This window comes from Pandoraea oxalativorans, from assembly GCF_000972785.3.
Classification (GTDB): Bacteria; Pseudomonadota; Gammaproteobacteria; order Burkholderiales; family Burkholderiaceae; genus Pandoraea; species Pandoraea oxalativorans.
Genome location: NZ_CP011253.3, coordinates 5,394,786 through 5,416,987, shown reverse-complemented (window position 1 = coordinate 5,416,987; position 22,202 = coordinate 5,394,786). Strand labels below are relative to the sequence as shown.

The following is a 22,202-nucleotide window of genomic DNA, read 5'->3' as shown; positions in this document are numbered from 1 at the left end:
GTTCGTCAGCCTCGCTGCACGGCCCTCGCATCGCCTGGCACCTCGACTTTGCTTGAATCAAAATTGCTTTTTGATCAATAGCTTATGAATGACGTCGACGGTGCCTTATCGACGTCTCTCACTTGCGGCGGCGCAGCGAGAATTTGTGCATAAGTCTTCGGGACAACTCCGTAAATTGGAGGGGTTATTCGACTGCTTTTCCCTTGACATTCCCCACTTGAAACGCCGGTTGGGTTTGCAGGGCGAAATGCCCCGCGAACCCGCATCCTCGCTTGCGCGTGTTTTTGATCACGCAATCCGACGCACCTCTCGGCTATAGCTGTGCACCTCGTCCACGAGCGCCGCGACGTGCTCGGGATTGCTGAATTGCGAGATGCCGTGTCCAAGGTTGAAGACGTGCCCTGGTGCATTGCCGTACGCGTCGAGTAGTCGGCGCACCTCGGTGCGGATGGCGTCGGGCGCGGCAAACAGGGCGGTGGGGTCGAAATTGCCTTGCAGTGCACAACGCTCGCCCACGCGACGACGGGCCGCCGCCAGATCGACGGTCCAGTCCAGCCCGATGGCATCCGGGCCGGTGTCCGCAATGGCTTCGAGCCACTGACCACCGCCCTTGGTGAAGACGATGTGCGGAATGCGGGCGCCGTTCCATTCGCGATGCACGCCTTCGAGCGCCTTCTTCATATAGGCCAGCGAGAAGCGCTGATACAGGCCGTCGGCCAGTGCGCCGCCCCAGGTGTCGAACACCATGATGGCTTGCGCGCCCGCTTCGATCTGGGCGTTGAGATAGGCGGCGACGGCGCGCGCGTTGGTCTCGAGGATATGCGTCATCAGATCGGGACGCTCGTACATCATCGTCTTGACGGTACGGAAGTCGGCCGAGCCTTGCCCTTCGACCATGTAGCACGCGAGGGTCCACGGGCTGCCCGAGAAGCCGATGAGCGGGACGCGGCCGTTCAGGGCGCGGCGGATTTCACTGACCGCGTCGAACACGTAGCGCAGGCTGTCCAGATCCGGGGCCTGAAGGCGGCGCACGTCATCTTCGGTGCGCAGCGGATGCGCGAAGCGCGGGCCTTCGCCCGCTTCGAACGACAGGCCGAGGCCCATGGCGTCGGGGATGGTGAGAATGTCCGAGAACAGGATCGCGGCGTCGAGCGGGAAGCGTTCAAGCGGTTGAAGCGTGACTTCGGTGGCGTAGGCAGGGTTCTTGGCCAGCGCCAGGAAGCTGCCTGCCTTGGCACGGGTCGCGTTGTATTCGGGCAGGTACCGGCCCGCCTGACGCATCAGCCAGATCGGCGTGTACTCGGTCGGCTGGCGCAGCAGGGCGCGCAGGAAAGTATCGTTTTGCAGAGCTTGGGACACGTCGCAGTGGTGGTCAGAGGGTTTTGGGCAAGCGGCCATTTTACTCGGGTATCCGGGGGCTGGACGCGCGCCGGGCCGTTATGCCGCACATAAGCGCTCGGGAGGGACGCGCGCTGTGGCGTCGATTTTTTTGCGTGGGTTGGCGGCGCCGCGCCCGAACCCGTAGTATGAGAGGTCCACGCGCCGTCACAGACGGCGCGGGAAACGTGTGCGTCACAACGCCAGTAAAACAATACGGAGACAAGCATGACAGTCACGAAGATGGCCGCCCGCGCGGCCCTCATGGCAGGGACGGCGCTTGCCGTCACCTTCGCCACCGGTATCACGACAGCCACCCTCGCTCAGGCGCAGTCCGCCACGCCCCAGCCTTCCACCGTCCATTCCCGACTCGACGACATCGTGAAGTCGGGCACCCTGCGTGCGTGCGCGACGGGCGACTACAAGCCCTATTCGTTCCGCCGTCCGGACGGTCAGTTCGAAGGCATCGACGTGGATCTGGTCGCCTCGCTGGCGAAGTCGCTCGGCGTGAAGCCGGCGATCGTTCCTACGACGTGGAAGGCGCTGATGGAGGATTTCTCCGCCGGTAAGTGCGATATCGCCGTCGGTGGCATCTCGGTAACGCTCGATCGCGCCGCACGCGCTTATTACAGCAAGGTGGTGATGATCGACGGGAAGTCGCCGATCGTTCGCTGTGCCGACGTGGCCAAGTACCAGACGCTCGCCGATCTGAATAAACCCAGCACGCGGGCCATCGCCAACCCCGGTGGCACCAACGAACGCTTCGCCCGTCAGCACCTCCCCAACGCCACCCTCACCATCTACCCGGATAACGTCACGATCTTCCAACAAATCGCCGACGGGAAAGCCGATGTCATGGTGACGGACTCCTCCGAGACGTTGCTCCAGCACAAGCTCAATCCCGCCTTGTGCCCGGTCAATCCCGATAAGCCGCTTCAGTTCGGCGAGAAAGCCTACCTGCTGCCGCGCGGCGACGACGTCTTTAAACATTACGTCGATCAGTGGCTCAACCTCGCTCAGAAAACCGGCGAGTATCGGGCCGTTGTCGATAAATGGCTGAAGTGAGGGCGTAAAGCCAACGCTTCACCCTCCCCACACCGCAGCGACACCGAAACAAGGGGGGCGCTCCCCTCCGTTCCACTACCTTTAAGTCACTGCGGTGAGCGCCCCCCCTTGTTCCGGCCTGCCTTGCCCAAGGCCAGAAAACCCCTCGGTCTTCTGGCCCTGTCGCTTTTCTTTTTTTATCCCAACCACTCTCTTAGTCGCTGTGCGGCGTCGTGCATCACCATCCTTGCCTGCGGCACAAATGGCTGCAATCTCGCAAAACTGTGCGTGAGGCCCGCCGCTTCAATGATCTCCGCCCTTGCGCCCGTGCGTGCGGCGAACTGCGCGTACGCCACCGCCTCGTCATGCAACGGGTCGTACTCCGCCGCAATCACCAGACTGTTCGGCAACGGATGACGCGGCGCTTGCGCCATCAAATTCACCCGGACATCGTCCTCCGCCGGTTCTGCGTCACCCAGAAATTCCTTCCAGTACCAACGCATCTCGTCACGCGTTAAGCCCACACCGTCCGCCAACCGCTCGTAACTCGGCGTGTCGAACCGATTCTGGACCACCGGGTAAATCAGCAACTGGGCGCCCACCATGCCGGGATGCTTGTCGTTGAACCACGCTGCCGCCTGCGCCGCCAGATGACCCCCCGCGCTATCGCCTGCCACAGCCAGACGATCAAGACTCACGCCCAGTCGCGCTCGCTGCTCCGCCGCCCAGGCAAGCGCTTCTCGCGCATCGTCGACCGGCGTCGGGAACGGATGCTCCGGCGCCAGCCGGTAGTCGACGCTCAACACCGCCACGTCCGCATCCTGCGCGAGCAAGGCCGCCACGGTGCCATGCGTGTCGATGTCGCCAACGACCCAACCACCCCCATGGAAGTACACGACCAGTGGGACGGTGCGACCCACAGGGCGATACAAGCGCGCACGCAGGTTGCGGCCCGGCAAAGGAATGTCGAACGTCTCGCTACGCAAACCCGCCGGTAACGGACGCAAGGCCTCGACTGCGACGGTCGCGAATTGGGCCCGGACTTCCTGCGGCGTCGGTGCAGGCGCGTTTTCAGGAGTGGGGTACTTACGCGCCATCAGGTCGTAGTAGGCGAGCAAATCGGCATCGATAGTCATGGCAGCAAAAGATTGGCGTTATGGAAGGAGCGGAGGACGTCGGAATTTCTTGTTTTTCGGGACGCGACAATGCGACATTTCGTCGGTCGCCGACCGGCTTTGGCTGACTCGGCTAACCACCGCCCTGCATCAGCCAACGTTGATGTTCGATCTTCACGCAGCGGTCCATCACGACATCCAGCCCCGCCGCCAGCGCGACGGCCGCAGCTTCGTCGTTCTCGATGCCCAACTGCATCCACAGGCTTGTCGCACCGATGTCCACGGCCTCCTGCGCGATGGGCGGAATGTCCGCACTGCGCCGAAAACAGTCGACCATCTGGATGCGTACGCCCTCAGCCCGCAAGGCGTCCGCTGCCTCGCTCAAGCTCGCGTAGACGGTTTCGCCCAATATCGTTTCGCCCGAATCCGCCGCCTGCGGATTGACCGGCACGATCCGGTAGCCGTGCTGCTGCATATAGCGCGATGTGGTGAAACTCGGCCGGTCCGGCCGCGGCGACAATCCCACGACGGCGATCACCCGATCCCGCGCAAGAATCTGCCCCAGTCGTTCAATGGTTTCCATTGCTCACTTTGTTGCCACGCACAAAGTTTGAAAGTAGCACATTGCAACCGACGGCGTGCGAGACGCGATAGCGCGCGGAGGTAAGCCCGGTGTGGCGTCCCGCGACGGCAGGTCATCGGACTCAGTCGCCAATGGTGGTGAGCCCATCCGTAAGTCCACCCCTAAGTCCACCCATACCGCACGCCATTTTCGCGAAGGCGGCGGTTGGCAAAACGCCATCGTCCATCTGAAATAAGCAGCGCAATAGCAGAGGGTTGTCGGGCTTGGATGCGAATGCGCTCAGAGGAAGCGACGAGGGTGCCGAGGAAATGCTTTATCCGGCGAGTTATTCAGGATGACGAACCAACATGGGCCATTTATGTCGTTTCTGAAGCCCTTGCCGGACAAGGCTTTGGGGGGTGTCGATGCGACGAGGTAACGCTCTGGGTGTTACAACCTGAAACACTTTGTTACCCCTCCGGCCAAACCTTTCCACCACAATGCATCTCAACGCGGAAGTGCTTATCCCCCGGTAACACAGCAGCGCGACTGTATCGGCAAGAGGCGTCCCCCGGCGCGAATTGCAAGTGGTTCGATGCAGTGCTCCGAATCTGGTCTCCTCGCGCTAACCCCGTAGCGTGTGGTTTTGGCGGGCCCGTGTGTCCCGCCATTTTTTTTGCCTGCTTCGTCCTACATCTTTCCTAAGACTTTCTCCGACGTTTCTCGCGTTCTCTCTGCGATTGTTTCGACCTCCGATGTATTTTTCGAAAGTCGATTTACGCCTGCGTAAAACATCGTCGCGTGAAGTTATGACCTTCCGAGCGATCCGAGCGATCAATCCCAATCCGCTGTCGGGATTGATGACGGCTACGCCCTGACGGACGTCAACGTGACGCTGTCGCTCTGAGCCATGGCTTGAGCCAGCCCAGTCCCGCACGGGTCTCGCCCTGCGGACGGTACTCGCACCCCACCCATCCCGCGTATCCCAACTCATCCAGCAACCGGAACAGGAACGGGTAATTCACCTCGCCGGTGTCGGGTTCGTGCCGTGCAGGCACGCCGGCGACCTGCACATGGCCGATGTTGCCGATGTACTGGCGCAGCTTCATCGCCAGGTCGCCTTCGACGATCTGGCAGTGGTAAGCGTCGAACTGGACCTTGAGATTGCCTGCGCCAACTTCTGATCGAATGGCGTGCGCCTGATCCTGACGCGTCAGGAAATAGCGCGGAAAGTCGCGCGGATTGATCGGTTCGATCATGACGGTGACGCCATGCGCCGCCGCCTGACTTGTCGCATACGCAAGGTTTTCGACAAACGTGGCGCGGCAACGCTCGGGCGACTCGCCGGTATCGGGGCAGCCTGCCATGACGTGCAACTGACGGCAGCCGAGCGCATCGGCATAGTCGAGGGCGAGTTCGATGCCGTCGCGAAACTGCGCTTCGCGTCCGGGCAGCGCTGCGAGGCCGCGCTCGCCACTGGCCCAGTCGCCCGCTGGCGCATTGAACAACACCTGCGTGAGGTCGGTATCGTTCAGACGGGTCCGGATCTCCTGCGCCGGATGCTCGTATGGAAACAGAAATTCGACGCCCCGGAAGCCGTCGCTCGCCGCTTCGCGGAAACGGTCGAGAAACGGGACTTCCTGGTAAAGCAGGGTAAGGTTCGCAGCAAATCGCGGCATGGGAGTCTCCGTCGCCAACTACGGGCGGGCAGGGTGGGCGGATGCCCCCACGATATCACTGCCCGTCGATCTGGGGCGCCGCCACGCTGCGCAACTGGAAGCGTCCGTCGTTATTGAAGAGCCACGTCTCGACGGCTCGCACACGCCCGCTGCTGTCGACCAGCGCCCGACTGGGTGCGGGGAGCGGACTCGCCCGTCGCAGGCTCGCGATGGCAATGCGCTCGGCCTCGTGATCGTCATTACTGCGATAGAGCGCCACGCCGGTCACGTTGCCGCTGCGATCCACCCAGTATTCGAGCGACACCACCGAGCGCAACATCGGCTGTGGATGGCCCGGTGTGATTTCGCGCGCGTTGACTTCGGCGATGCGCTTGGCCGCCGCGATCTTGTATTGATCGAGACCCGTGAGCGGGGCCTGACCCGACGGGAAGTTCAGGATGAGCGGTTTCTTGGGTTCGAAGTCCGGGTTGGCACAGCCTGTCACCAGCAGCGCGCAGGCAAAGGCAAAGGACCCGCCGAACACGGCGGCGCGACCGGCGCGGGCGATGCGAGCGGCACGCGGCCAATGCCCGTACCGGGAAAGTTGCGCATTCATGACTTGTCTCCCGCAACGATCGCGACACTTTTTGTTGTTTTGACGACTTCTACTGCAAGAACGGCATCCGCGCCCGGCACATGGCGCGGGCCGGACGCCGCCCAGCACTACTGAGGTCACCCGGCGCGTGTACCGAACGACCAGTTCGGCATCAGCGCGTTGGACGCCAGATTCTCGTCCTGCAACTTGCGCGCGGTCTCCACGCCCGCGACCGGCAACCCCTTCGGGTCGAGCAGACCGATCTGCACCAGCACGCTCGCCTGATCCCAATATATGTGTTCGTGCTCCAGTTTGTCGCCCCGGAATCGCACGATGGCGACCAGCGGAATCTCGACCCGGCGTCCTGTCGGCGCTACCCCCGGCAGCATCCAGTCGACCGGCGTCGTATGCGTGAAGCAAAACAGCAGTTCGTCGACCAGTTGCGTCGCGCCGATGGTCCGCGAAATCGGGATCAGTTTGGTATCGGGCGGATTGCTGTTGACGAAGTGATTCCGGTAAAAGTGCGCCAGTTGCTGGTGGCCCACACCGCCGGTCATCGTCGGAATGTGATTGACGTAAGGCTCCGACACCATCGTCTTCATGAGCGGGTCGATCTCACGAATGGCGAACTCGTACGCACAATGCGTTTCCCAGAGCGACGCAAAGTCGAAGTGCGGTCCGATAACGTTGCGAATCGCGGCGAGGGTGCGTTGGTGCGCAAGTTGCGTGGCCGCACGGTTGAAGTGGTCGCCGGGACGCGCGAACGCGTGATCGGCGTCCGGATAGCTGTAGAGGGTGACGTCGGGATGCTTGCCGAGACATTCGGTCAGCGTGTCGCGCACTTCGGCGGGCGCGTATTTGTCGAGTTCGGCGATGTGCAACACGAGGGGCGGATGCTCGCCCGCGAGTTCTTCGACATGCTGCTCCAGCCCCACGCCGTAGTACCCGATCGCGACGTCCGCACTCGTTCGCGTGACGGACAGCGCGGCGAGCTTCCCACCGAGGCAGTACCCGAGCACGCCCACGCCACCGACGCATTCGGGCAGCGACCGCAATGTGTCGACGGTGGCGCCTACGTCTTCCATTCCGAGATCGACGTCGAAGCTCTGGAACAACGCGAACGCGCGCTGCCAGTCGCCGGGCGTGTACCCAAGTTCGATGCCCGGCTCGATGCGCCAGAACAGGTCGGGGGCCAGCACGACATAACCCTCTTCGGCATAACGATCGGCGAGTTCGCGGATGTAGGCGTTCACCCCGAAGATTTCCTGACACAACACCAGTCCCGGACCTTTGCCTGCGCTGGCACCCTTGTTGTCGGGCGTTGCCAGATAGGCCTGAAAGGTCTTGCCGTCGCGTGACTTGATGCTGATGAAGCGTCCTGCCATGTCGTCTTCTCCTGTAAGTCCTGGGAATTCTGTGAGGGAATCAGGCCACGGATTCGGATCGGGGCTGCGCGGTCCAAAGTCCGTGAGTAGCGGCTTCCGACGATACCATGCATACTCGGAGCGCACGTTCCAGGCGTGACCTGCTGCGGTGCATTGCCCGTTGCAGCGTCATGCCGGACGCTTTCCGAACGCATTGGAGTGACCATGATTACCGTCTACCACAACCCACGCTGCTCGAAGTCGCGCGAAGCGCTGGCCCTCGTCGAAGGCTCCCCGGCGGGCCACGACCTGCAAATCGTCGAGTATCTGAAGACGCCGCCGACGCTTGCCGATCTCAAGCGTCTGCATCAACTGCTGGGCGTGCCCGTGCGCGAGATGATTCGCAGCAACGAGACCGAATTCGCGGAACTGGGACTGGCCGACACGGCGCTGAGCGACGACAAGCTGCTGGCCGCGGTGGCCAAGCATCCGAAGCTGTTGCAGCGCCCTATCGTCGTGAACGGCGACAAGGCGGTGATCGCACGGCCGCCGGAGCTGGTCGGCGGCGTGCTGTAGACGAGCGGAGGAACGGCAGGGCAAGCAGGACAGGGAATTGATGCCCACCCTGCGTGCGCAAGATTAGCGGTGCGCCGGGCTATCCTTGCCGGGACCGGTGGCCGGGGATTCGGCGTCGTCGGCGGATTGCCCTGCTTCAGCTGATTCAACGGATTCGGCTGACTCGGCTGACTCGGCTGACTCGGCTGACTCGGCTGACTCGGCTTGCGCCGCCGCCTTCGCTGCGGCCGAGCTGAACACCGGCGCGTCGGCATTGGCGGTCAGACCTGCGCCCCGCCAGCCGGGTAGCTCGGCGAGCGTCTTCTGCTGCTCGCGCAGTTCCGCGAGCATGTTGCAAAAGAGCGCCCCTTGCTCCAGTGCGTCGTCCAGCGCCACGTGCGTGTGCGGCAGCGGGTCGAGCCAGACCTGCGGCAGGCGCGGCTTGATGCACTTGCGGTACGGCATGCCCGTCATCGCAAATGCGAGCGTTTTGATGTCCAGCGCCGACCACGAGAACGGGCAACGACCGACGAATCGCATCATGTACCAGAACATGAACGTGAAATCGAAGCCCGCCGGATAGGCTACGAATACCGGCTTGCCGGGCAACTTCTCCACCCACTTCACGTAAGCCTTGAGCGCCTTGGCCGGGTCCTCCGGATCCACGCGGCAGGCCGCCCACGCTTCGGGCTCGGTCTTCCACCACTTCATCGTGAGCGGGTGCCCCTTGGCGTCGGGCAGACATTCCAGATTGGCGCTGAACGTGCCGATCAGTTCCTTATCGGCGGTGTACGCAGCCGACGCAAAGCTCAGCATCGAATGCGGACCCGGGATCGGGCCATCGGCCTCGACGTCGGTACTGACGAAAATCTCCTCGTCCACAGGAATGACGCGCGACGGAGTCCGAGACATCGCCTCGCTCATGAGGCGCTCCGGGCGAGCACGGCATCGGCGACGTACGGATTCGTCTGACGTTCCTGACCAAACGTCGACACCGGGCCGTGACCCGGAATGAAGGTGACGTCGTCGCCCAGCGGCCAGAGCTTGTCGCGAATCGAGGCGATCAGATCGGCGTGGTTGCCGCGCGGAAAGTCGGTGCGGCCGATGGAGCCGGCAAACAGCACGTCGCCCACGCTGGCCAGTCGTTCGTCCTTCGAGAAGAACACCACGTGGCCCGGCGTGTGGCCCGGACAATGGAAGACGTCGAGCGTCACGTCGCCGAAGGTGACGGTGTCGCCGTCGCCCAGCCAGCGGTCGGGCGTGAAGGGTTCCGGCGCCGGAAACCCGAAGCGCGCGCTTTGCGCCTCAAGCTGGTCGATCCAGAAAGCGTCGTCCGGATGCGGACCTTCGATGGGCACGTCGTATTTGGCGGCCAGTGCGCCCGAGCCGCCACAGTGATCGAGGTGGCCGTGCGGCAGGAGAATCTTTTCGAGCGTCACACCCTGACGTTCGATCTCACCCACGATCCGGTCGATGTCGCCGCCGGGATCGACCACGGCAGCGCGCTTCGTGGCGTCGCAGACGAGCAGGGTGCAGTTTTGCTGGAAGGGCGTGACAGGTATCAGGGTGACGTTCATTGGGCTATCGGGGACGCAATTCGGGAGACGCAATTTTTGTCTATTGTATTCGGCCACGCGTGTCGTCGCCTGCAGCCCTGTCCCGTTAGCTGCGCCCAATTCGAGGTAATGCTTTGTAAACGAGTCTCGACGCGTAAGTGAACGCTCGCTGTTAGGTTGATTTTTGTGGCGTGTTAGACTTGCGGGCTATGCGAACACGCGACATGCTCACACGGTTCGCGGTCTGCTGCGCCCTCGCCCTGACGTTGACAGCCTGCACAACGCCGCTCGAACCTCCCAGCCAGACGGCTGCCGCCACTTCGGCGACAGGCGCGCGCGCCCGTGCGCGCGAAGCCAATGCACCTGTCGGGTCCAGTTTCGATTTGCAATGGCCGGGCCGGTCGTATCGCAACGAGGGGCTCAACCCCGGCGATCCCGATGCCCCCGAGCGCGACGGCGAAGCCCGCCTGCGTGCCGACGCAGGCACCTTCTTTCAGTCGGGCATGGCGTCGTGGTACGGCAAGAAGTTTCATGGCCGCCGCACCGCGACCGGCGAAGCGTTCGACATGAACGAACCGACCGCCGCACATCCGACATTGCCGCTGGGCAGCTTCGCGCTGGTGCGCAACGTCGCCAATAACAAGACGGTCGTCGTGAAGATCAACGACCGGGGGCCGTACACCCGCAATCGCATCATCGATCTGTCGTTCGGCGCGGCGAAGCAGCTGGACTTCGTTCGCGCCGGACACGCCAAGGTTGAAATTCGCCGCCTCTCGCGCAGCGAAGTTGCCGCCCTCGGCCTCGACGACGCCAACAGCGCACAGAACAAAACCCAATAAGTTCGTTGGCCTCCACAGCGAGGCGGAGCCCGCATCGTCAGGCGTGCTTCGATGTGTCGCGCACCACGCGGGGTCGCGGCACGCCCCGCCGCAGGTCATTGTACCCGCCGTCCCCAATCCCAAACGTCGTTCCGAAAGCCTCTCGGATGTGTCTTAAAAAGTGGGACGCCTGCCGTGCGTTTGTTGTGCAAACAACGCATATTGCGGGTGAAATGCACCACATTCTTTCGATTTTCGGTGAATCCCATGGGTTGAACGCCTCGCATGAACGTGCGTGCATCGAAGGGTGTGCGACCGAATCGGCTAATTTTTTTCCGATTGCCGCATAAAAATGCCGGCGTTTGGGCGCAATCCGATGTTCCACGGGCGTCCCGGGAAGTTGCGTTGGCAACCGTTGTTCGCTGCCGGGGATGTGGGTAGACTGTGCCCCACGCGCAGGTGCACGCTTTGTGTGCATCCGAAAGAGGCCCGCCGAGACCCGGGCACGGCGCACCTATCAAGAAGCATTCCTGGAGGAGTTTTGATGTCGACGATGGGCAAATACGCCAAGCGCACCGTGCTGTGCGCGGTGGCCGCAACGTTGTTGGGGACGACCGGCGCGGCATTCGCGGCGGAGACGAAGTCGGTGGCCGTCGTGGCGATCGTGGAGCACCCCGCACTCGACGCCATCCGCGATGGCGCGCGCGACGAACTCAAGGCCGAAGGTTACGAGGTTGGCAAGAACCTCAAGTGGGAATACCAGAGCGCACAGGGCAACACGGGTACGGCCGCACAGATCGCCCGCAAGTTCGTGGGCGACAAGCCGGACGCGATCATCGGCATTGCAACGCCGACGGCTCAGGCCGTGGCGGCTGCCACCAAGTCCGTGCCGCTCGTCTACTCGGGCGTGACCGATCCGGTCGCCGCACAACTGGTCAAGAGCTGGGACGCTTCGGGCACCAACGTGACCGGCGTGTCGGACAAGCTGCCGCTGGACAAGCAGGTCGCGCTCATCAAGCGCGTCGTGCCGAACGCGAAGAAGGTCGGCATGGTATACAACCCGGGCGAAGCCAACTCGGTCGTGGTCGTCAGCGAACTGAAGAAGCTGCTGCCGGCCGCCGGTCTGACGCTGGTCGAAGCGGCGGCACCGCGCACTGTCGACATCAGCTCGGCCGCGAACAGCCTGGTCGGCAAGGTCGACGTGATCTATACCAACACGGACAACAACGTCGTGTCGGCCTACGAGTCGCTGGTGAAGGTGGCCAACGACCGCAAGATCCCGCTGGTGGCTTCCGACACGGACAGCGTGAAGCGTGGCGCCATTGCGGCACTGGGCATCAACTACTATGACCTCGGCCGTCAGACGGGCAAGGTCGTGGGCCGTATCCTGAAGGGCGAAAAGCCGGGCGCGATTGCCTCGCAGACCAGCTCGAATCTGGAACTGTTCGTCAACACGGCGGCCGCCGAGAAGCAAGGCGTGAAGCTGTCGGACGATCTGGTGAAGGAAGCCAAGACGGTCATCAAGCAGTAAGCGACTCACCCGCGACTCACGCGCACCACGACGGTTATCCCGCTGTGGTGGTGTAGGCGTGACACCGGGGCTGCGGGCTAACGCCCGCCGCACCGGCGAGCGACAGGGCGGCGTCCGGACACGATCTGTCCCCGCCGCTCTTTTCCTATCGAACGGGCGAGATGGCTCCCCCCGAAACGCGGTCGCACAACGACCGGCTATGACCTGAACTGGCCGCTCGGCCGCGCGGGCGCCGATGCCGAGACCCGGCATGGGCCGTCTTGCGCAGTGGAATTACGAACATGTCCTTTTTCTCGATGATGGGCGCTCTGGAGATCGGTCTGATCTTCAGCCTCGTGGCGCTCGGGGTGCTGATCTCCTTCCGCATCCTCAATTTCCCCGACCTGACGGTAGACGGCAGCTTTGCGCTTGGCGGCGCAACGGCCGCCATTCTGATCGCCGGCGGGGCCAATCCGTTTGTCGCAACGCTCGTCGCCATGGTGGCCGGTGCTTGCGCGGGCTTCATCACCGGCTGGCTGAACGTGCGCCTGAAGATCATGGATCTGCTCGCCAGTATTCTGATGATGATCGCGCTGTACTCGGTCAACCTGCGTGTGATGGGCGCACCGAACGTGCCGCTGATCACGTCGCCGACGGTCTTCACGATGCTGCTGCCGGAGAACGCCCCGGACTGGCTGCCGGACTATGTGCTGCGTCCGTCGCTGCTGCTGGTGGTCGTGGTCGTGGTGAAGCTCGGTCTGGATTACTTTTTCTCGTCGCAACAGGGTCTCGCGATGCGTTCGACCGGCGCGAACCCGCGCATGGCGCGTGCGCAGGGTGTGAACACCGGGCGCGAAATTCTGGCCGGTATGGCGCTGTCGAACTCCCTCGTGGCGCTCGCGGGCGCGTTGTTCGCGCAGTCGCAGGGCGGCGCCGACATTTCGATGGGGATCGGTACTATCGTGATCGGTCTGGCGGCCGTGATCATCGGCGAGACGATTCTGCCCGCGCGACGCCTCATCCTCACCACGCTGGCCGTGGTCGTCGGGGCTGTGCTGTACCGCTTCTTCATCGCACTCGCACTCAATAGCGATTTCATCGGTCTGAAGGCGCAGGACCTCAACCTGGTGACGGCCTTGCTCGTGGCGGTGGCACTCGTGCTGCCTGCGACGCGTCGTAAGCTGTTCCCGCGCAAGAACGGAGGAGCCTGATCATGCTGAGCGCAAAAGACCTCAAGATCACTTTCAACCCGGGCACGCCCATCGAAAATCGCGCGTTGCGCGGCATGTCGCTCGATATTCCGACGGGCCAGTTCGTCACCGTGATCGGTTCGAACGGTGCAGGCAAGTCGACTTTTCTGAACGCGATCAGCGGCGACCTGTCGGTGGATTCGGGCACCATTTCCATCGATGGCAACGACGTCACGAAGAAGACGGCGTTTCAGCGTGCGAATCAGGTGGCGCGTGTGTTCCAGGACCCGATGGCAGGCACGTGCGAAGCGTTGACCATCGAGGAAAACATGGCGCTGGCGGTCAAGCGCGGCGAGCGTCGCGGCTTTCGCATCGCCCTGAACAAGGAGTTGCGCGAGCGTTTTCGCGAGAAGCTCAGCCTGCTGAATCTCGGGCTGGAGAATCGCTTGTCGGACCGTATCGGGCTACTCTCGGGTGGCCAGCGTCAGGCCGTGAGTCTGTTGATGGCCTCGTTGCAACCGTCGCGCATTTTGCTGCTCGATGAGCACACGGCCGCACTCGATCCGAAGACTGCGGCGTTCGTGCTGGAACTGACGGCGCGCATCGTGCAGGAGAGCAAGCTCACGGCGATGATGGTCACGCACAGCATGCGTCAGGCCCTCGACTACGGCGAGCGGACCGTGATGCTGCACCAGGGCAAGGTCGTTCTTGATGTCGCGGGTGAAGCACGTAAGGGACTGGATGTGCCGGATCTGCTGCAAATGTTCGAACGCACGCGCGGCGAACAACTCGACGACGATGCGCTGTTGCTGAGTTGAACGGCTTCTGAGACGAGAGAAAACCCCCGGTAGAGCCGGGGGTTTTTTTATGCTCGCGCAATTTCATATTTGCGCCAAATCCTCATTCAAATCGGGCAGTTTCCACGCGGCAGACAGTTACTGGAAGACGCGCTAGCGCATTCACAAAAAAATCCTGGCTTTCGAATTTGGATTTTTAGCGTCCTATGCTTAACGCTTCAAATAGTGTTTCCAGTACGTCGACAGCGTTGCAGCCTTCGTGCCTCGATGCGCCTTCGCCGGTCGTTGCGACACCTTCCGACGACGGGGCGTATTCACTTGCGATCGGCGGTCACGACCCCTGGCCCACTATGAAGCGCGACGTGCTGTCATGCTTCGCGGTCCTGGGTGCGGCAGCCGGTCTTGCGACCGGCGGTGCACCGATTCTTGGTGTCGGGTTGGCGCTGGGTGGTGCGTTCTCGGCGTTGCTCAAATGGGGGCCGACAAACCTAGTTGCGCGGGAGGCGGCCTTTCAGGAAGTCGTCACGGAGATGCGCGAGGCGGGGGTCGCAGACGCCGACATCGAAAAACTCTCAGGCGTGTGTCGTGACAACCGATCGCAGGCCGCACTCCTGCACGCCATCTTTCCCGAATTGTCGTCACCGGCACTCGCTTCGTGGCTTAAAGACGTCGAGCGACTCGATGCGCACCGGTTACTCGACTTCGGCAAAGTGGTTTTCCATCTGCGACAGGCGCTGAATCTGGCGCCGCAGCGCAACCCCGACGAAGTCCTGCGAATGCTGCCCGTGGGCTACTGGGTCGGCTCGCAGGAAGCGGAGAACGCCAGGCAATTCGATCCGGGCAAAATCGGTGTGGAAAAGCCGCTGGCGACCGCGACGCGAGAATTGTTGACACAGCTCTACGGCGGTTTTCGCCCGACGCCGGTCGATCCGCTGCCGGTGAGTGCGGCCCGGGCTGAGCGCGGGGCAGTCGAACAACGGGATGCGCGCGCATGGATCGAGAACAACGACACCCGAGGCATGGACGCCGGACGCGCCGAAGTCGCGCTGCGCGAGTGGCAGGCAAACGCTGCGCAGGACGTACTGCGAGGCAAACGCGACGCGCTGCGCCAACAGCAGGACAACATCAAAGCTGGCACACAAAGCCGCCAATTGGCGCGTCAGGCACAAGCGATCACGCTTCGGCAAGCGTTGCTGAGCGAGCACAACCCGGCGAAACGCGATGTGCTGCGCCGCGAATTGCGCGAGTTAAAGCAAGCCATCGACGTCTGGCATCTGACGAAAAGCGAGCGCACCGCGCAACACAGACAACACGTCGGGCTAGCGCCGTTCGAGCCCCCAACCCTTCCGGAGCCGCACCGCTTTGTCTCAGTGAGTGACCCACGGGGGTGCAACGAAATCGGTAGCGGGATACTCGTGGGTGTCGAGCCACTCGTGATGGCCACGTCTTCGGCCCCTCGCCATGGCGGTGCATTGCAGTCGATTTCGCGCGCGTTAGGTCATATCGGTCGCCCGATCGGCGCGTTCGTCGCGTCGATATTCGCGCCGGATTCACCCGACTCCCGATCCGCCGATGTGGAACAAGGCACGCCGCTCACGGAGTTCCGCGATGGAAGACCGATCCACGCGAGCGCCGACATCGAAGGTGCAGTGAGGGTCATAGAGGGGCCGCAGAGCCCCGTCCGGGCGTGGATCGCAGGGGCATTGAAGACGACGTTGGGAAGCGCCTCTCTCTATACCGGCTACGCAGGCTTCGAATGGTTGCGCAGTCGCGGCCTATCGGTCGCGCAACCGTCACCGGCGTCGCAGGCCGGTCGGGCTACGCTTTCGCCCACGTCGCTGCAGCGCGCGCTGGTCGACACGCTTGCCAGCAGCGTTCACGCGAACGAGAACGGGACGTGGGGTTCGACGCTCGACGCCATCGCAGCCATCCTGCGCGGTGAGCCCGACCCTCACGCGGCGCAAGTGATCGCGAGTGTGACGGTCGTGCTGCGTCAGGATTTCAACGATGTCGCTTCGGTGTACGCGAACGACTTCGACCGGCCGAACTTCATCGATGGTGTCGACGGTCTCGGTGACGCCAACGATTTCGCTGAATTCGATGTACCGGACGATGTCGACGCCGAGGGTCTGCCGCACCGGCGATTGCGTCGCGACGTCGATGCGAGCAGTGCCGCGCAGAAGCTGGAACAACAGCGCAGCGAGGAAGCGGAAGATCGGGCGACAAAGGCGCGCGTCGTCGAGATCGTCGACGCCGTCGCTCAGCACCAGCAATCGGCGTCGGCAAACGACGAGAAACTGCTTTTCGGCGCACTGCCTGCCCATTGGCGCACCGATCCGGCGCTGGACTGGCTATCAAGGGCACCCGAGTCGGAGCAGAAGCTCTGGGTGCACGCGGTGCAAAAGGCTAACGATCGCTTCGACAGCTTCTCGAAAGCCATCAACGACGCGCAACCGCTCGATGGCATATACGCCGCGTTCGCGAACCTGGGGCTCGACGCCTTACCCGCCGCATGGTCGGTCACGTATCCCGTCACCATCCCCGGTATTCCGACGCCTGTCACCGCGCGCCAAACCCTCATCGAAGCGTGTCTTGCGGGGGATGCGCTACGCGATCCGCAGAAGTTCGAAGGCTTCATCGACGGTGTGCCCGCGTCAGCGGACCAGACCAGACGCATGCGCGAATTGCTCGGTGCCAGTGAGTGCCGCACGTCGCCGCAAGCGCGCCTGATATCGATGACGTCGAACATTCCGGCGCTGAAGATCCCCCTCGCTGCGTTCCTGGAAAGCGAACTTCATCGCGATATTCTGGAAGCCAAGCTCAAAGGGCATCTTACGGGAGGCAGAGACGCGTGGATTCGCGCGCTGGATCTGATGCAAAAGGCGATGAGCGATGCGCCGGACGTCAGCGTCGGGGAATTGCGTCTCGCACCCCCGGGCATGACGGAGATTGCACTGGTCCCATGGCTGGTCTTCACCGACAAGCAGGGTCCGGACTCCGATCCGAATAGCTGTGTCGTGTTGTACCGTCCCATTGAAAAGACGTGGTCGGTATTCAACAGTCGGCAGGAGCTGTTTCAGTACCTCGACGTGGCGCGCATGCGCCACGCGCTGGCCGGTGAGATGAACCCGGCGACGGTCACGACCGGCGGTGACGACGCGCTGCGCTTGCTGCCGCAGGTCGCGCTCGAATCGGCCGCGCCGCGCGATCGCACCGCGTTGCGCAAGTTTTTCAGAACACAAGCCGAAAATCCGGCGAACTGGAAGCCCGAGTACCTCCGGTTCGAGGCGTACGAGGGAGAGCGTCTGACGGTGCGCATGCAAGCGTGGGCGCAACGACAACTGGAACTGCATACCCAACAGCTCGAGCCGCTGGCGAAAGCGCCGGGGCTGACGTCGCAACTGGTTGATGCCGCTGCGCTTGAGCGTCACTTCAAGGCCTACGAGGATGAATATCTCCCGCCGCTGCGCGAATTTACGCGTCGCATGGAGAGCGCCAAGCTCACGCGTGGGCTGTGCGCTGAAGGGCCGTCCGATCTCGGTGAAATCGACGCGGACCGGGTTTTCATCGACTTCAACGGGCGCAACATGACGGTGACGGATTGGGTGCTCGAAGGCTATCGCGCGCACGGCGACGAGGTGCTTGCGAGCACAAACAACTTCCAGCGCGACGCGCAGATTTCGGCAGGGGATGCGGAGGTCGCCGCGCGCTTGAGCACACCAGCGTATAAGCAGAGTCTCGAGAGCAACCTGCGCGCCACCTATGCGGGCGACGCGTTCATCAAGCATCTGCGAGACTGGTTGGCATCGACCGACGCCGAGTCGCAGACGTTTCGTCGACTGACGCAAGCTGCGATTCGTACGCAATTGCAGGTGACCCTCTCCCAGGAGATCGCGAACGGTCGTATCGGGCAGCAGGATGCCTCGTGGATGACTGCGCTTGTCGATGGTTTGCCTCAGCAAGTCGCGAGCGGGGATACGTTCATCAGCGAATTGTCTATCGACGATCGCCGCATCCCGGGGCTGCTGGTGTTCACGCTGCGCAAGCGTTCGTCGGGCGATACGGCAGGCGAAGCGCTGCGCCGCGATTTCGTGTGCTTGCCGCAGGGTCCATACGGCACCGAATGGCTCCCGCTGGACGAGTATCGCGAGGTCATGCATCAGTCGCCGTACGACGACGACTTACGCGAGCGTGCGCTCCGCAAGGATCGCGCCGTGATCGACGCCGCGTTAAAACACGGCCAGGGCGTCGATGCTTCGCGCGTGAAGACGCAGGCGCTGACCGATTTCGCAAGCTTGAGTGACCGACGCCTGCTGGATCGCATCTCCAACGCGCAGGAAAGCACCACAAGCCATGCGGAAGTGATCTGGGGCGAGGTGGTTAAGGGGCTTCGATATGCGGCGATGCCGCTATGCGTCGCGACGACGGGCGGTGCTGGCCTTCTGCTGTGCGGACTCGATACGGCGGTGCTCGCCGGTATCGATATCGAGAGCGCAATGTCGAACACGCGCCGGGGCGACCTGAACACTGCGCTACTCGACGTGGCGTTTTTGTGGGCGGATGCGCTCGATATCGGTCCGGCGCTACGCATCGCGAATCCGGGGCGTCTGCTCAAGTGGGCGGGGAAGACACACTTCGCCAACGCTGAGGAAGTGAGCGAGGTGCTGGGTCAGGTCAAAGGCCAGCGTGCGGCGTTCGATCGTGCGGGGCATCTGCGCGATACGTTGGCGCGTCACGGTATCGATATCGGGGCCGCCCGACCGACGCCGATCCGTGCCGGTAGCGTGAGTGGCGGCGTGCGTTACGAGCACGAGGGACGCCACTACATCGAGGATCGCGGTCGCGTTTTCGAAGTGTTCTCCGACAATGCATGGTCGACCGTGCGTGTGCGTGACCCGCAGCGCGGGAAGGCGTCGGGCGTGCCGGTCGTGTTTGGCAACGGCCGCTGGCGGTGGGACGACGGCGGACTGCTCGGTGGCGCGCCGACGTCGGCCAAACGTCCCCGGATTGTCGACCCCATCAATTATCTGCTCGACCTCGGGATGTCCGCCCGCGATGCACGCGTTTTTCTGAACGCCTTCGTCTTCCCGCCGGGGGTGGAGGGTTCGCGACGCCTCGCGCTCGTGCAGGAAATGCATGGCGGCCTGCAAGTTCCGGGCTGGGCGCGCCGCTATGTTCGTGCGTCCGAGCGTGGGCAAGTCTTCGGCATCATGGGGCAGACGCCGGTCGAGGTATGGGGGAAATCGGTCGGCGTCGTCGATCCGTCATTGCGGCTGAATCGGGATCAGTTCGAATTTCCGAATGCCGCCATGTGGGACTGGTTCGATCTGGCATTGTCCAGGCGAGAGCGCCCGATGTGGGCCGCGAAGTATGCGAGGACCGTCGACGGCATGTTTGTTCCCGAGGAAGTGCTCGCAGCCAAGGGGGTCTTCGACAGTCCCGAGGCGGCGGACCGATATCTGTCCTCTTTCGAGGCGCTCGACGCGTCTCAGCGCGCGCGTTTGGCCAACGACCGTATGGCGCTCACACGTACACCGGAGTGGGCTTATCCGTACCTCCGGGATACGGAGGCGATATCCGTGCTCAGGAGCGAAGGGATGACGGCGGAGCAGATGCTCGTTGCATGCGGCGCATTTGCGCACGACCTTGCGGTCCGCGATTACCTGAGTCGGTTCGACTTCTCGACGATGCAAATCGACGGGGACGCACGCGAGTGGGTTGCGCAACGGCGGTTGCTGTCCGGCGCTACGCCCATCGAGCTTGGTCAGTTTCTGCGAACGCCTGTCGATACCCGCAATCCGGCATCGAAGATGCTGGTCGATGCCGGGATCTTCCCGACCCAACGGATGGCTCGCGAATATCTGGCGAAGTTCACAACGTACGACCCGCTCAGGCGGAAGTTGACGACCGATCAGGTCAAGCAGATCGCACTGGCGCGCATTCTCGAGGGCGTGCCACCCGCGTGGTCGTTTGATCTGGTACAGCCGGAAGATGTGTTGGCGCTGTTCGGACCGAATCGCATACCGCGCAATATCGGCAGTCTGTCCGTCCATGCCTCGGAAGCGGGCCGTCTGGAACTGCCAGCAGTGATGCCACACCTGAGAACGCTGCGCATCACCGGTCCCATCGATCTCACGCTGCCTGTGGAACTGCCGAAGCTCCAGTCGTTCATCGTCAAAGGCGCTCGTGTGCCGCGTGACTTCAGCGTGCCGGTCGGCAGGCGCGCGACCACCGTCGTCATCGATGCGACGGATGCGCACACCATCCGCATACCCTATGGCTGCCACGGGATTCGCCATCTGGGCATGGATGGCAATTCCGCGCTGCGCTCCGTGGTCGTGGAGTCCGCGCCACCGGGCGCCGTCAGTACGCTGGCGAATGTCCAGGTGATCGAAATCCTGAACAACCCACGACTTCAGGAGATCGAGCTGCCGCTTGAATTGCCCCACCTCGTGAACCTGAACCTTGCGGGCAACGATCTGACGCGATTTCCGGTGACGTCCGAACATCGCATGAACACGCTGCGAACGCTCAATGTGCGCAACAACCGCATCGCCACGCTCAGCGGTTTGCCGCACGCGCCGAATTTGCAGACGCTGAATCTGGACCGAAACCAGTTCACCAGCATCCCCGCGTCGGTGGCAGGCTGGCGTGGCGAAAACCCGGCGGAAAACCTCTTCGCGCGGCGGCTCAACGTTTACCTGGAAGAGAATCCGATTCCCGAGGAGCGTATTACGCAGTGGGCCGCGCGTGTGCAAATCAATAACGACGCGCGCATCTACTTCTCGATGGGAAATCCGCTTGCGGATCTGGCGGCGCGCCCGCTTGCCGATGCCGTGTTCGACTGGTTCCCTGCGCTGACGCAGGACGCACATCGGAAGGTTTGGGAGGCTTTCGCGCAGGAGACGAACGCAAAGGACTTTTCCGCATTTCTCGATCGGTTGCGCCGCACGGTGAATTTCAACGAACCGGCGTTCCGTGCGCGGGTGCGGAAATGGCTGGAGCGGTTGGAGGCCGACAAAGCGCTGCGCGACGATACGTTCCCTGTCAGCTTATGCGCGACCGCATCGTGTGAAGATCGCGTCACGCACGCCTATGGCCAGATGAAGCAGGTGTTGTTGACTTCCGATGTCGCAAACGGCGTGTACAACGACGATCCGAAGTTGCTGCGCGAGACCATGCGCGGCCTTTTCGACCTTGAGGTGCTCGAACAGGTTGCGCGAGAGAAGTTCAGGGCGATGGGCGGCGGCGATGAAATCGACGTATATCTGGCGTATCAGGTGAAATTGCGCGGTCCGCTGTCGTTGCCGACCGATGCGACCGACATGCGTTATTTCGCGATCTCGGGCGTGACGGAGGCGGATCTGGTGGCCGCGAAGGCGCGTGTGCTGAGCGAAGAGAAGACGCAGTTCGACGCCTACCTGTCGAACTCGGGACCGATGCAGCAGGCCATCAAAAACAAGTATCCGGAAGCATTCGCCAACGCAGAGGACGCGTTGACCGACATCACGGCCGATGCAGAGGCATTCGAGCAGCGGGTGAAGATGCACCTGAAGCACACCGGCATGGAAGACGACGCCGATGCGATTCGCGAAGCTGGCCCGGTTGTCCTGCGGGCGTTGACGCATGAGTTCTACGGCCCGCTCGTCAGAGATCTGCTCAAGGGCTAGCCGCGCATGCAAACGCCCTCGCTTCGGCTGAGGGCGTTTGCATACCTATGTCAATCGCTCACTGGCGCTGCGGTAGACCTTAAGGTTGAGGGCAGAGGGGAGAAATTGCAGGTCATAAGTCGTCAAGCTTCGTACTCACCGGCGTTTCGCCGGCGCGTGAACGGATGATGTCGGCGAGGTCGGCTTCGTCCAGGCGTTCGCAAATCGTTTCCCAATCCGCGGCGGGAATGAGATACGCCACTGGCGTGTTGCGATTCAGGATGGCGACGGGGCCGGTGGCCCGGTTGATGGCGGCGCTGGGGTTTGATTTCAATTCGCTGATTCCGATCGATGCGCTGGCAAGGATGATTTTCATGTCATGTCTCATCAGGCCCGGGGGGAGGCGGCCTAT

Annotated in this window: 16 protein-coding genes; 7 read left to right on the top strand and 9 right to left on the bottom strand. The window is 62.8% G+C overall.

Annotated features, from left to right (window positions below; translation table 11 throughout):
* Window positions 1-288: 288 nt before the first annotated feature.
* Window positions 289-1,359, bottom strand: a complete 1,071-nt coding sequence (hemE, locus tag MB84_RS23945) for a uroporphyrinogen decarboxylase (protein WP_281192312.1) — start codon at window positions 1,357-1,359, stop codon at window positions 289-291.
* 282 nt (window positions 1,360-1,641) lie between these two features.
* Between hemE and MB84_RS23940 the strand changes: the two genes are divergently transcribed.
* Window positions 1,642-2,442, top strand: a complete 801-nt coding sequence (locus MB84_RS23940) for a transporter substrate-binding domain-containing protein (protein ID WP_046293203.1) — start codon at window positions 1,642-1,644, stop codon at window positions 2,440-2,442.
* Between the two features lie 176 nt (window positions 2,443-2,618).
* Here MB84_RS23940 and MB84_RS23935 read toward each other — a convergent pair whose 3' ends face one another.
* The 5 genes from MB84_RS23935 to MB84_RS23915 form a co-directional block, all read right to left on the bottom strand.
* Window positions 2,619-3,557 carry an alpha/beta hydrolase gene (locus MB84_RS23935; protein WP_046290144.1) on the bottom strand — a complete coding sequence of 313 codons (939 nt, stop codon included), beginning with the start codon at window positions 3,555-3,557 and terminating at the stop codon, window positions 2,619-2,621.
* Between the two features lie 112 nt (window positions 3,558-3,669).
* Window positions 3,670-4,119 (bottom strand): CoA-binding protein, encoded by a 450-nt coding sequence (locus MB84_RS23930; protein ID WP_039393924.1) that lies wholly within the window; start codon window positions 4,117-4,119, stop codon window positions 3,670-3,672.
* Window positions 4,120-4,982: 863 nt separating this feature from the next.
* Window positions 4,983-5,777, bottom strand: coding sequence for a 2-oxo-tetronate isomerase (otnI, locus tag MB84_RS23925; RefSeq protein ID WP_046290143.1), 795 nt, complete (start codon window positions 5,775-5,777; stop codon window positions 4,983-4,985).
* Between the two features lie 55 nt (window positions 5,778-5,832).
* Window positions 5,833-6,372, bottom strand: a complete 540-nt coding sequence (locus MB84_RS23920) for an energy transducer TonB family protein (RefSeq protein WP_052652744.1) — start codon at window positions 6,370-6,372, stop codon at window positions 5,833-5,835.
* Between the two features lie 116 nt (window positions 6,373-6,488).
* On the bottom strand, window positions 6,489-7,736 hold the full coding sequence (locus MB84_RS23915; RefSeq protein ID WP_046290142.1) for a dienelactone hydrolase family protein: 1,248 nt from the start codon (window positions 7,734-7,736) through the stop codon (window positions 6,489-6,491).
* A gap of 204 nt (window positions 7,737-7,940) precedes the next feature.
* On the opposite strand from MB84_RS23915, the gene arsC reads away from it, so the two are divergent.
* On the top strand, window positions 7,941-8,291 hold the full coding sequence (gene arsC, locus MB84_RS23910; RefSeq protein ID WP_046290141.1) for an arsenate reductase (glutaredoxin): 351 nt from the start codon (window positions 7,941-7,943) through the stop codon (window positions 8,289-8,291).
* A 63-nt stretch (window positions 8,292-8,354) separates the two neighbouring features.
* On the opposite strand, the gene MB84_RS23905 is transcribed toward arsC, so the two are convergent.
* A complete protein-coding gene (locus tag MB84_RS23905; RefSeq protein ID WP_084009954.1) occupies window positions 8,355-9,194 on the bottom strand; it encodes a 3'-5' exonuclease family protein in 840 nt (279 codons plus the stop codon).
* Entirely contained in the window at window positions 9,191-9,847 is a 657-nt protein-coding gene (locus MB84_RS23900) for an MBL fold metallo-hydrolase (RefSeq protein WP_046290140.1), read from the bottom strand. The genes MB84_RS23905 and MB84_RS23900 overlap by 4 nt, the downstream gene beginning before the upstream one ends.
* Before the next feature lie 203 nt (window positions 9,848-10,050).
* On the opposite strand from MB84_RS23900, the gene MB84_RS23895 reads away from it, so the two are divergent.
* The 5 genes from MB84_RS23895 (at window position 10,051) to MB84_RS23875 (ending at window position 21,811) form a co-directional block, all read left to right on the top strand.
* Complete coding sequence (locus MB84_RS23895; protein ID WP_065225824.1) at window positions 10,051-10,665, top strand: septal ring lytic transglycosylase RlpA family protein; 615 nt, start codon at window positions 10,051-10,053, stop codon at window positions 10,663-10,665.
* A 523-nt stretch (window positions 10,666-11,188) separates the two neighbouring features.
* Complete coding sequence (locus tag MB84_RS23890; RefSeq protein ID WP_046290139.1) at window positions 11,189-12,175, top strand: ABC transporter substrate-binding protein; 987 nt, start codon at window positions 11,189-11,191, stop codon at window positions 12,173-12,175.
* Window positions 12,176-12,456: 281 nt separating this feature from the next.
* Window positions 12,457-13,365: an ABC transporter permease gene (locus MB84_RS23885; RefSeq protein ID WP_046290138.1), complete on the top strand. Its 909-nt coding sequence runs from the start codon at window positions 12,457-12,459 to the stop codon at window positions 13,363-13,365.
* Window positions 13,366-13,367: 2 nt separating this feature from the next.
* Window positions 13,368-14,162, top strand: coding sequence for an ABC transporter ATP-binding protein (locus tag MB84_RS23880; RefSeq protein WP_046290137.1), 795 nt, complete (start codon window positions 13,368-13,370; stop codon window positions 14,160-14,162).
* Window positions 14,163-14,491: 329 nt separating this feature from the next.
* A complete protein-coding gene (locus MB84_RS23875; RefSeq protein WP_046290136.1) occupies window positions 14,492-21,811 on the top strand; it encodes an NEL-type E3 ubiquitin ligase domain-containing protein in 7,320 nt (2,439 codons plus the stop codon).
* Between the two features lie 112 nt (window positions 21,812-21,923).
* Here the strand turns inward: MB84_RS23875 and MB84_RS23870 are convergent, their stop codons facing one another.
* Window positions 21,924-22,166, bottom strand: coding sequence for a type II toxin-antitoxin system Phd/YefM family antitoxin (locus MB84_RS23870; protein ID WP_046290135.1), 243 nt, complete (start codon window positions 22,164-22,166; stop codon window positions 21,924-21,926).
* Window positions 22,167-22,202 lie beyond the last annotated feature (36 nt).

Excerpts from the sequence above, each read along its gene's own strand:
- MB84_RS23915 (WP_046290142.1), bottom strand. The coding sequence starts at position 7,736 with ATGGCAGGACGCTTCATCAGCATCAAGTCACGCGACGGCAAGACCTTT.
- MB84_RS23930 (WP_039393924.1), bottom strand. The coding sequence starts at position 4,119 with ATGGAAACCATTGAACGACTGGGGCAGATTCTTGCGCGGGATCGGGTG.
- MB84_RS23920 (WP_052652744.1), bottom strand. The coding sequence starts at position 6,372 with ATGAATGCGCAACTTTCCCGGTACGGGCATTGGCCGCGTGCCGCTCGC.
- MB84_RS23900 (WP_046290140.1), bottom strand. The coding sequence starts at position 9,847 with ATGAACGTCACCCTGATACCTGTCACGCCCTTCCAGCAAAACTGCACC.
- MB84_RS23870 (WP_046290135.1), bottom strand. The coding sequence starts at position 22,166 with ATGAAAATCATCCTTGCCAGCGCATCGATCGGAATCAGCGAATTGAAA.
- MB84_RS23880 (WP_046290137.1), top strand. The coding sequence starts at position 13,368 with ATGCTGAGCGCAAAAGACCTCAAGATCACTTTCAACCCGGGCACGCCC.
- arsC (WP_046290141.1), top strand. The coding sequence starts at position 7,941 with ATGATTACCGTCTACCACAACCCACGCTGCTCGAAGTCGCGCGAAGCG.
- MB84_RS23890 (WP_046290139.1), top strand. The coding sequence starts at position 11,189 with ATGTCGACGATGGGCAAATACGCCAAGCGCACCGTGCTGTGCGCGGTG.
- MB84_RS23905 (WP_084009954.1), bottom strand. The coding sequence starts at position 9,194 with ATGAGCGAGGCGATGTCTCGGACTCCGTCGCGCGTCATTCCTGTGGAC.
- otnI (WP_046290143.1), bottom strand. The coding sequence starts at position 5,777 with ATGCCGCGATTTGCTGCGAACCTTACCCTGCTTTACCAGGAAGTCCCG.
- MB84_RS23875 (WP_046290136.1), top strand. The coding sequence starts at position 14,492 with ATGAAGCGCGACGTGCTGTCATGCTTCGCGGTCCTGGGTGCGGCAGCC.
- MB84_RS23940 (WP_046293203.1), top strand. The coding sequence starts at position 1,642 with ATGGCAGGGACGGCGCTTGCCGTCACCTTCGCCACCGGTATCACGACA.
- MB84_RS23885 (WP_046290138.1), top strand. The coding sequence starts at position 12,457 with ATGTCCTTTTTCTCGATGATGGGCGCTCTGGAGATCGGTCTGATCTTC.
- MB84_RS23895 (WP_065225824.1), top strand. The coding sequence starts at position 10,051 with ATGCTCACACGGTTCGCGGTCTGCTGCGCCCTCGCCCTGACGTTGACA.
- MB84_RS23935 (WP_046290144.1), bottom strand. The coding sequence starts at position 3,557 with ATGACTATCGATGCCGATTTGCTCGCCTACTACGACCTGATGGCGCGT.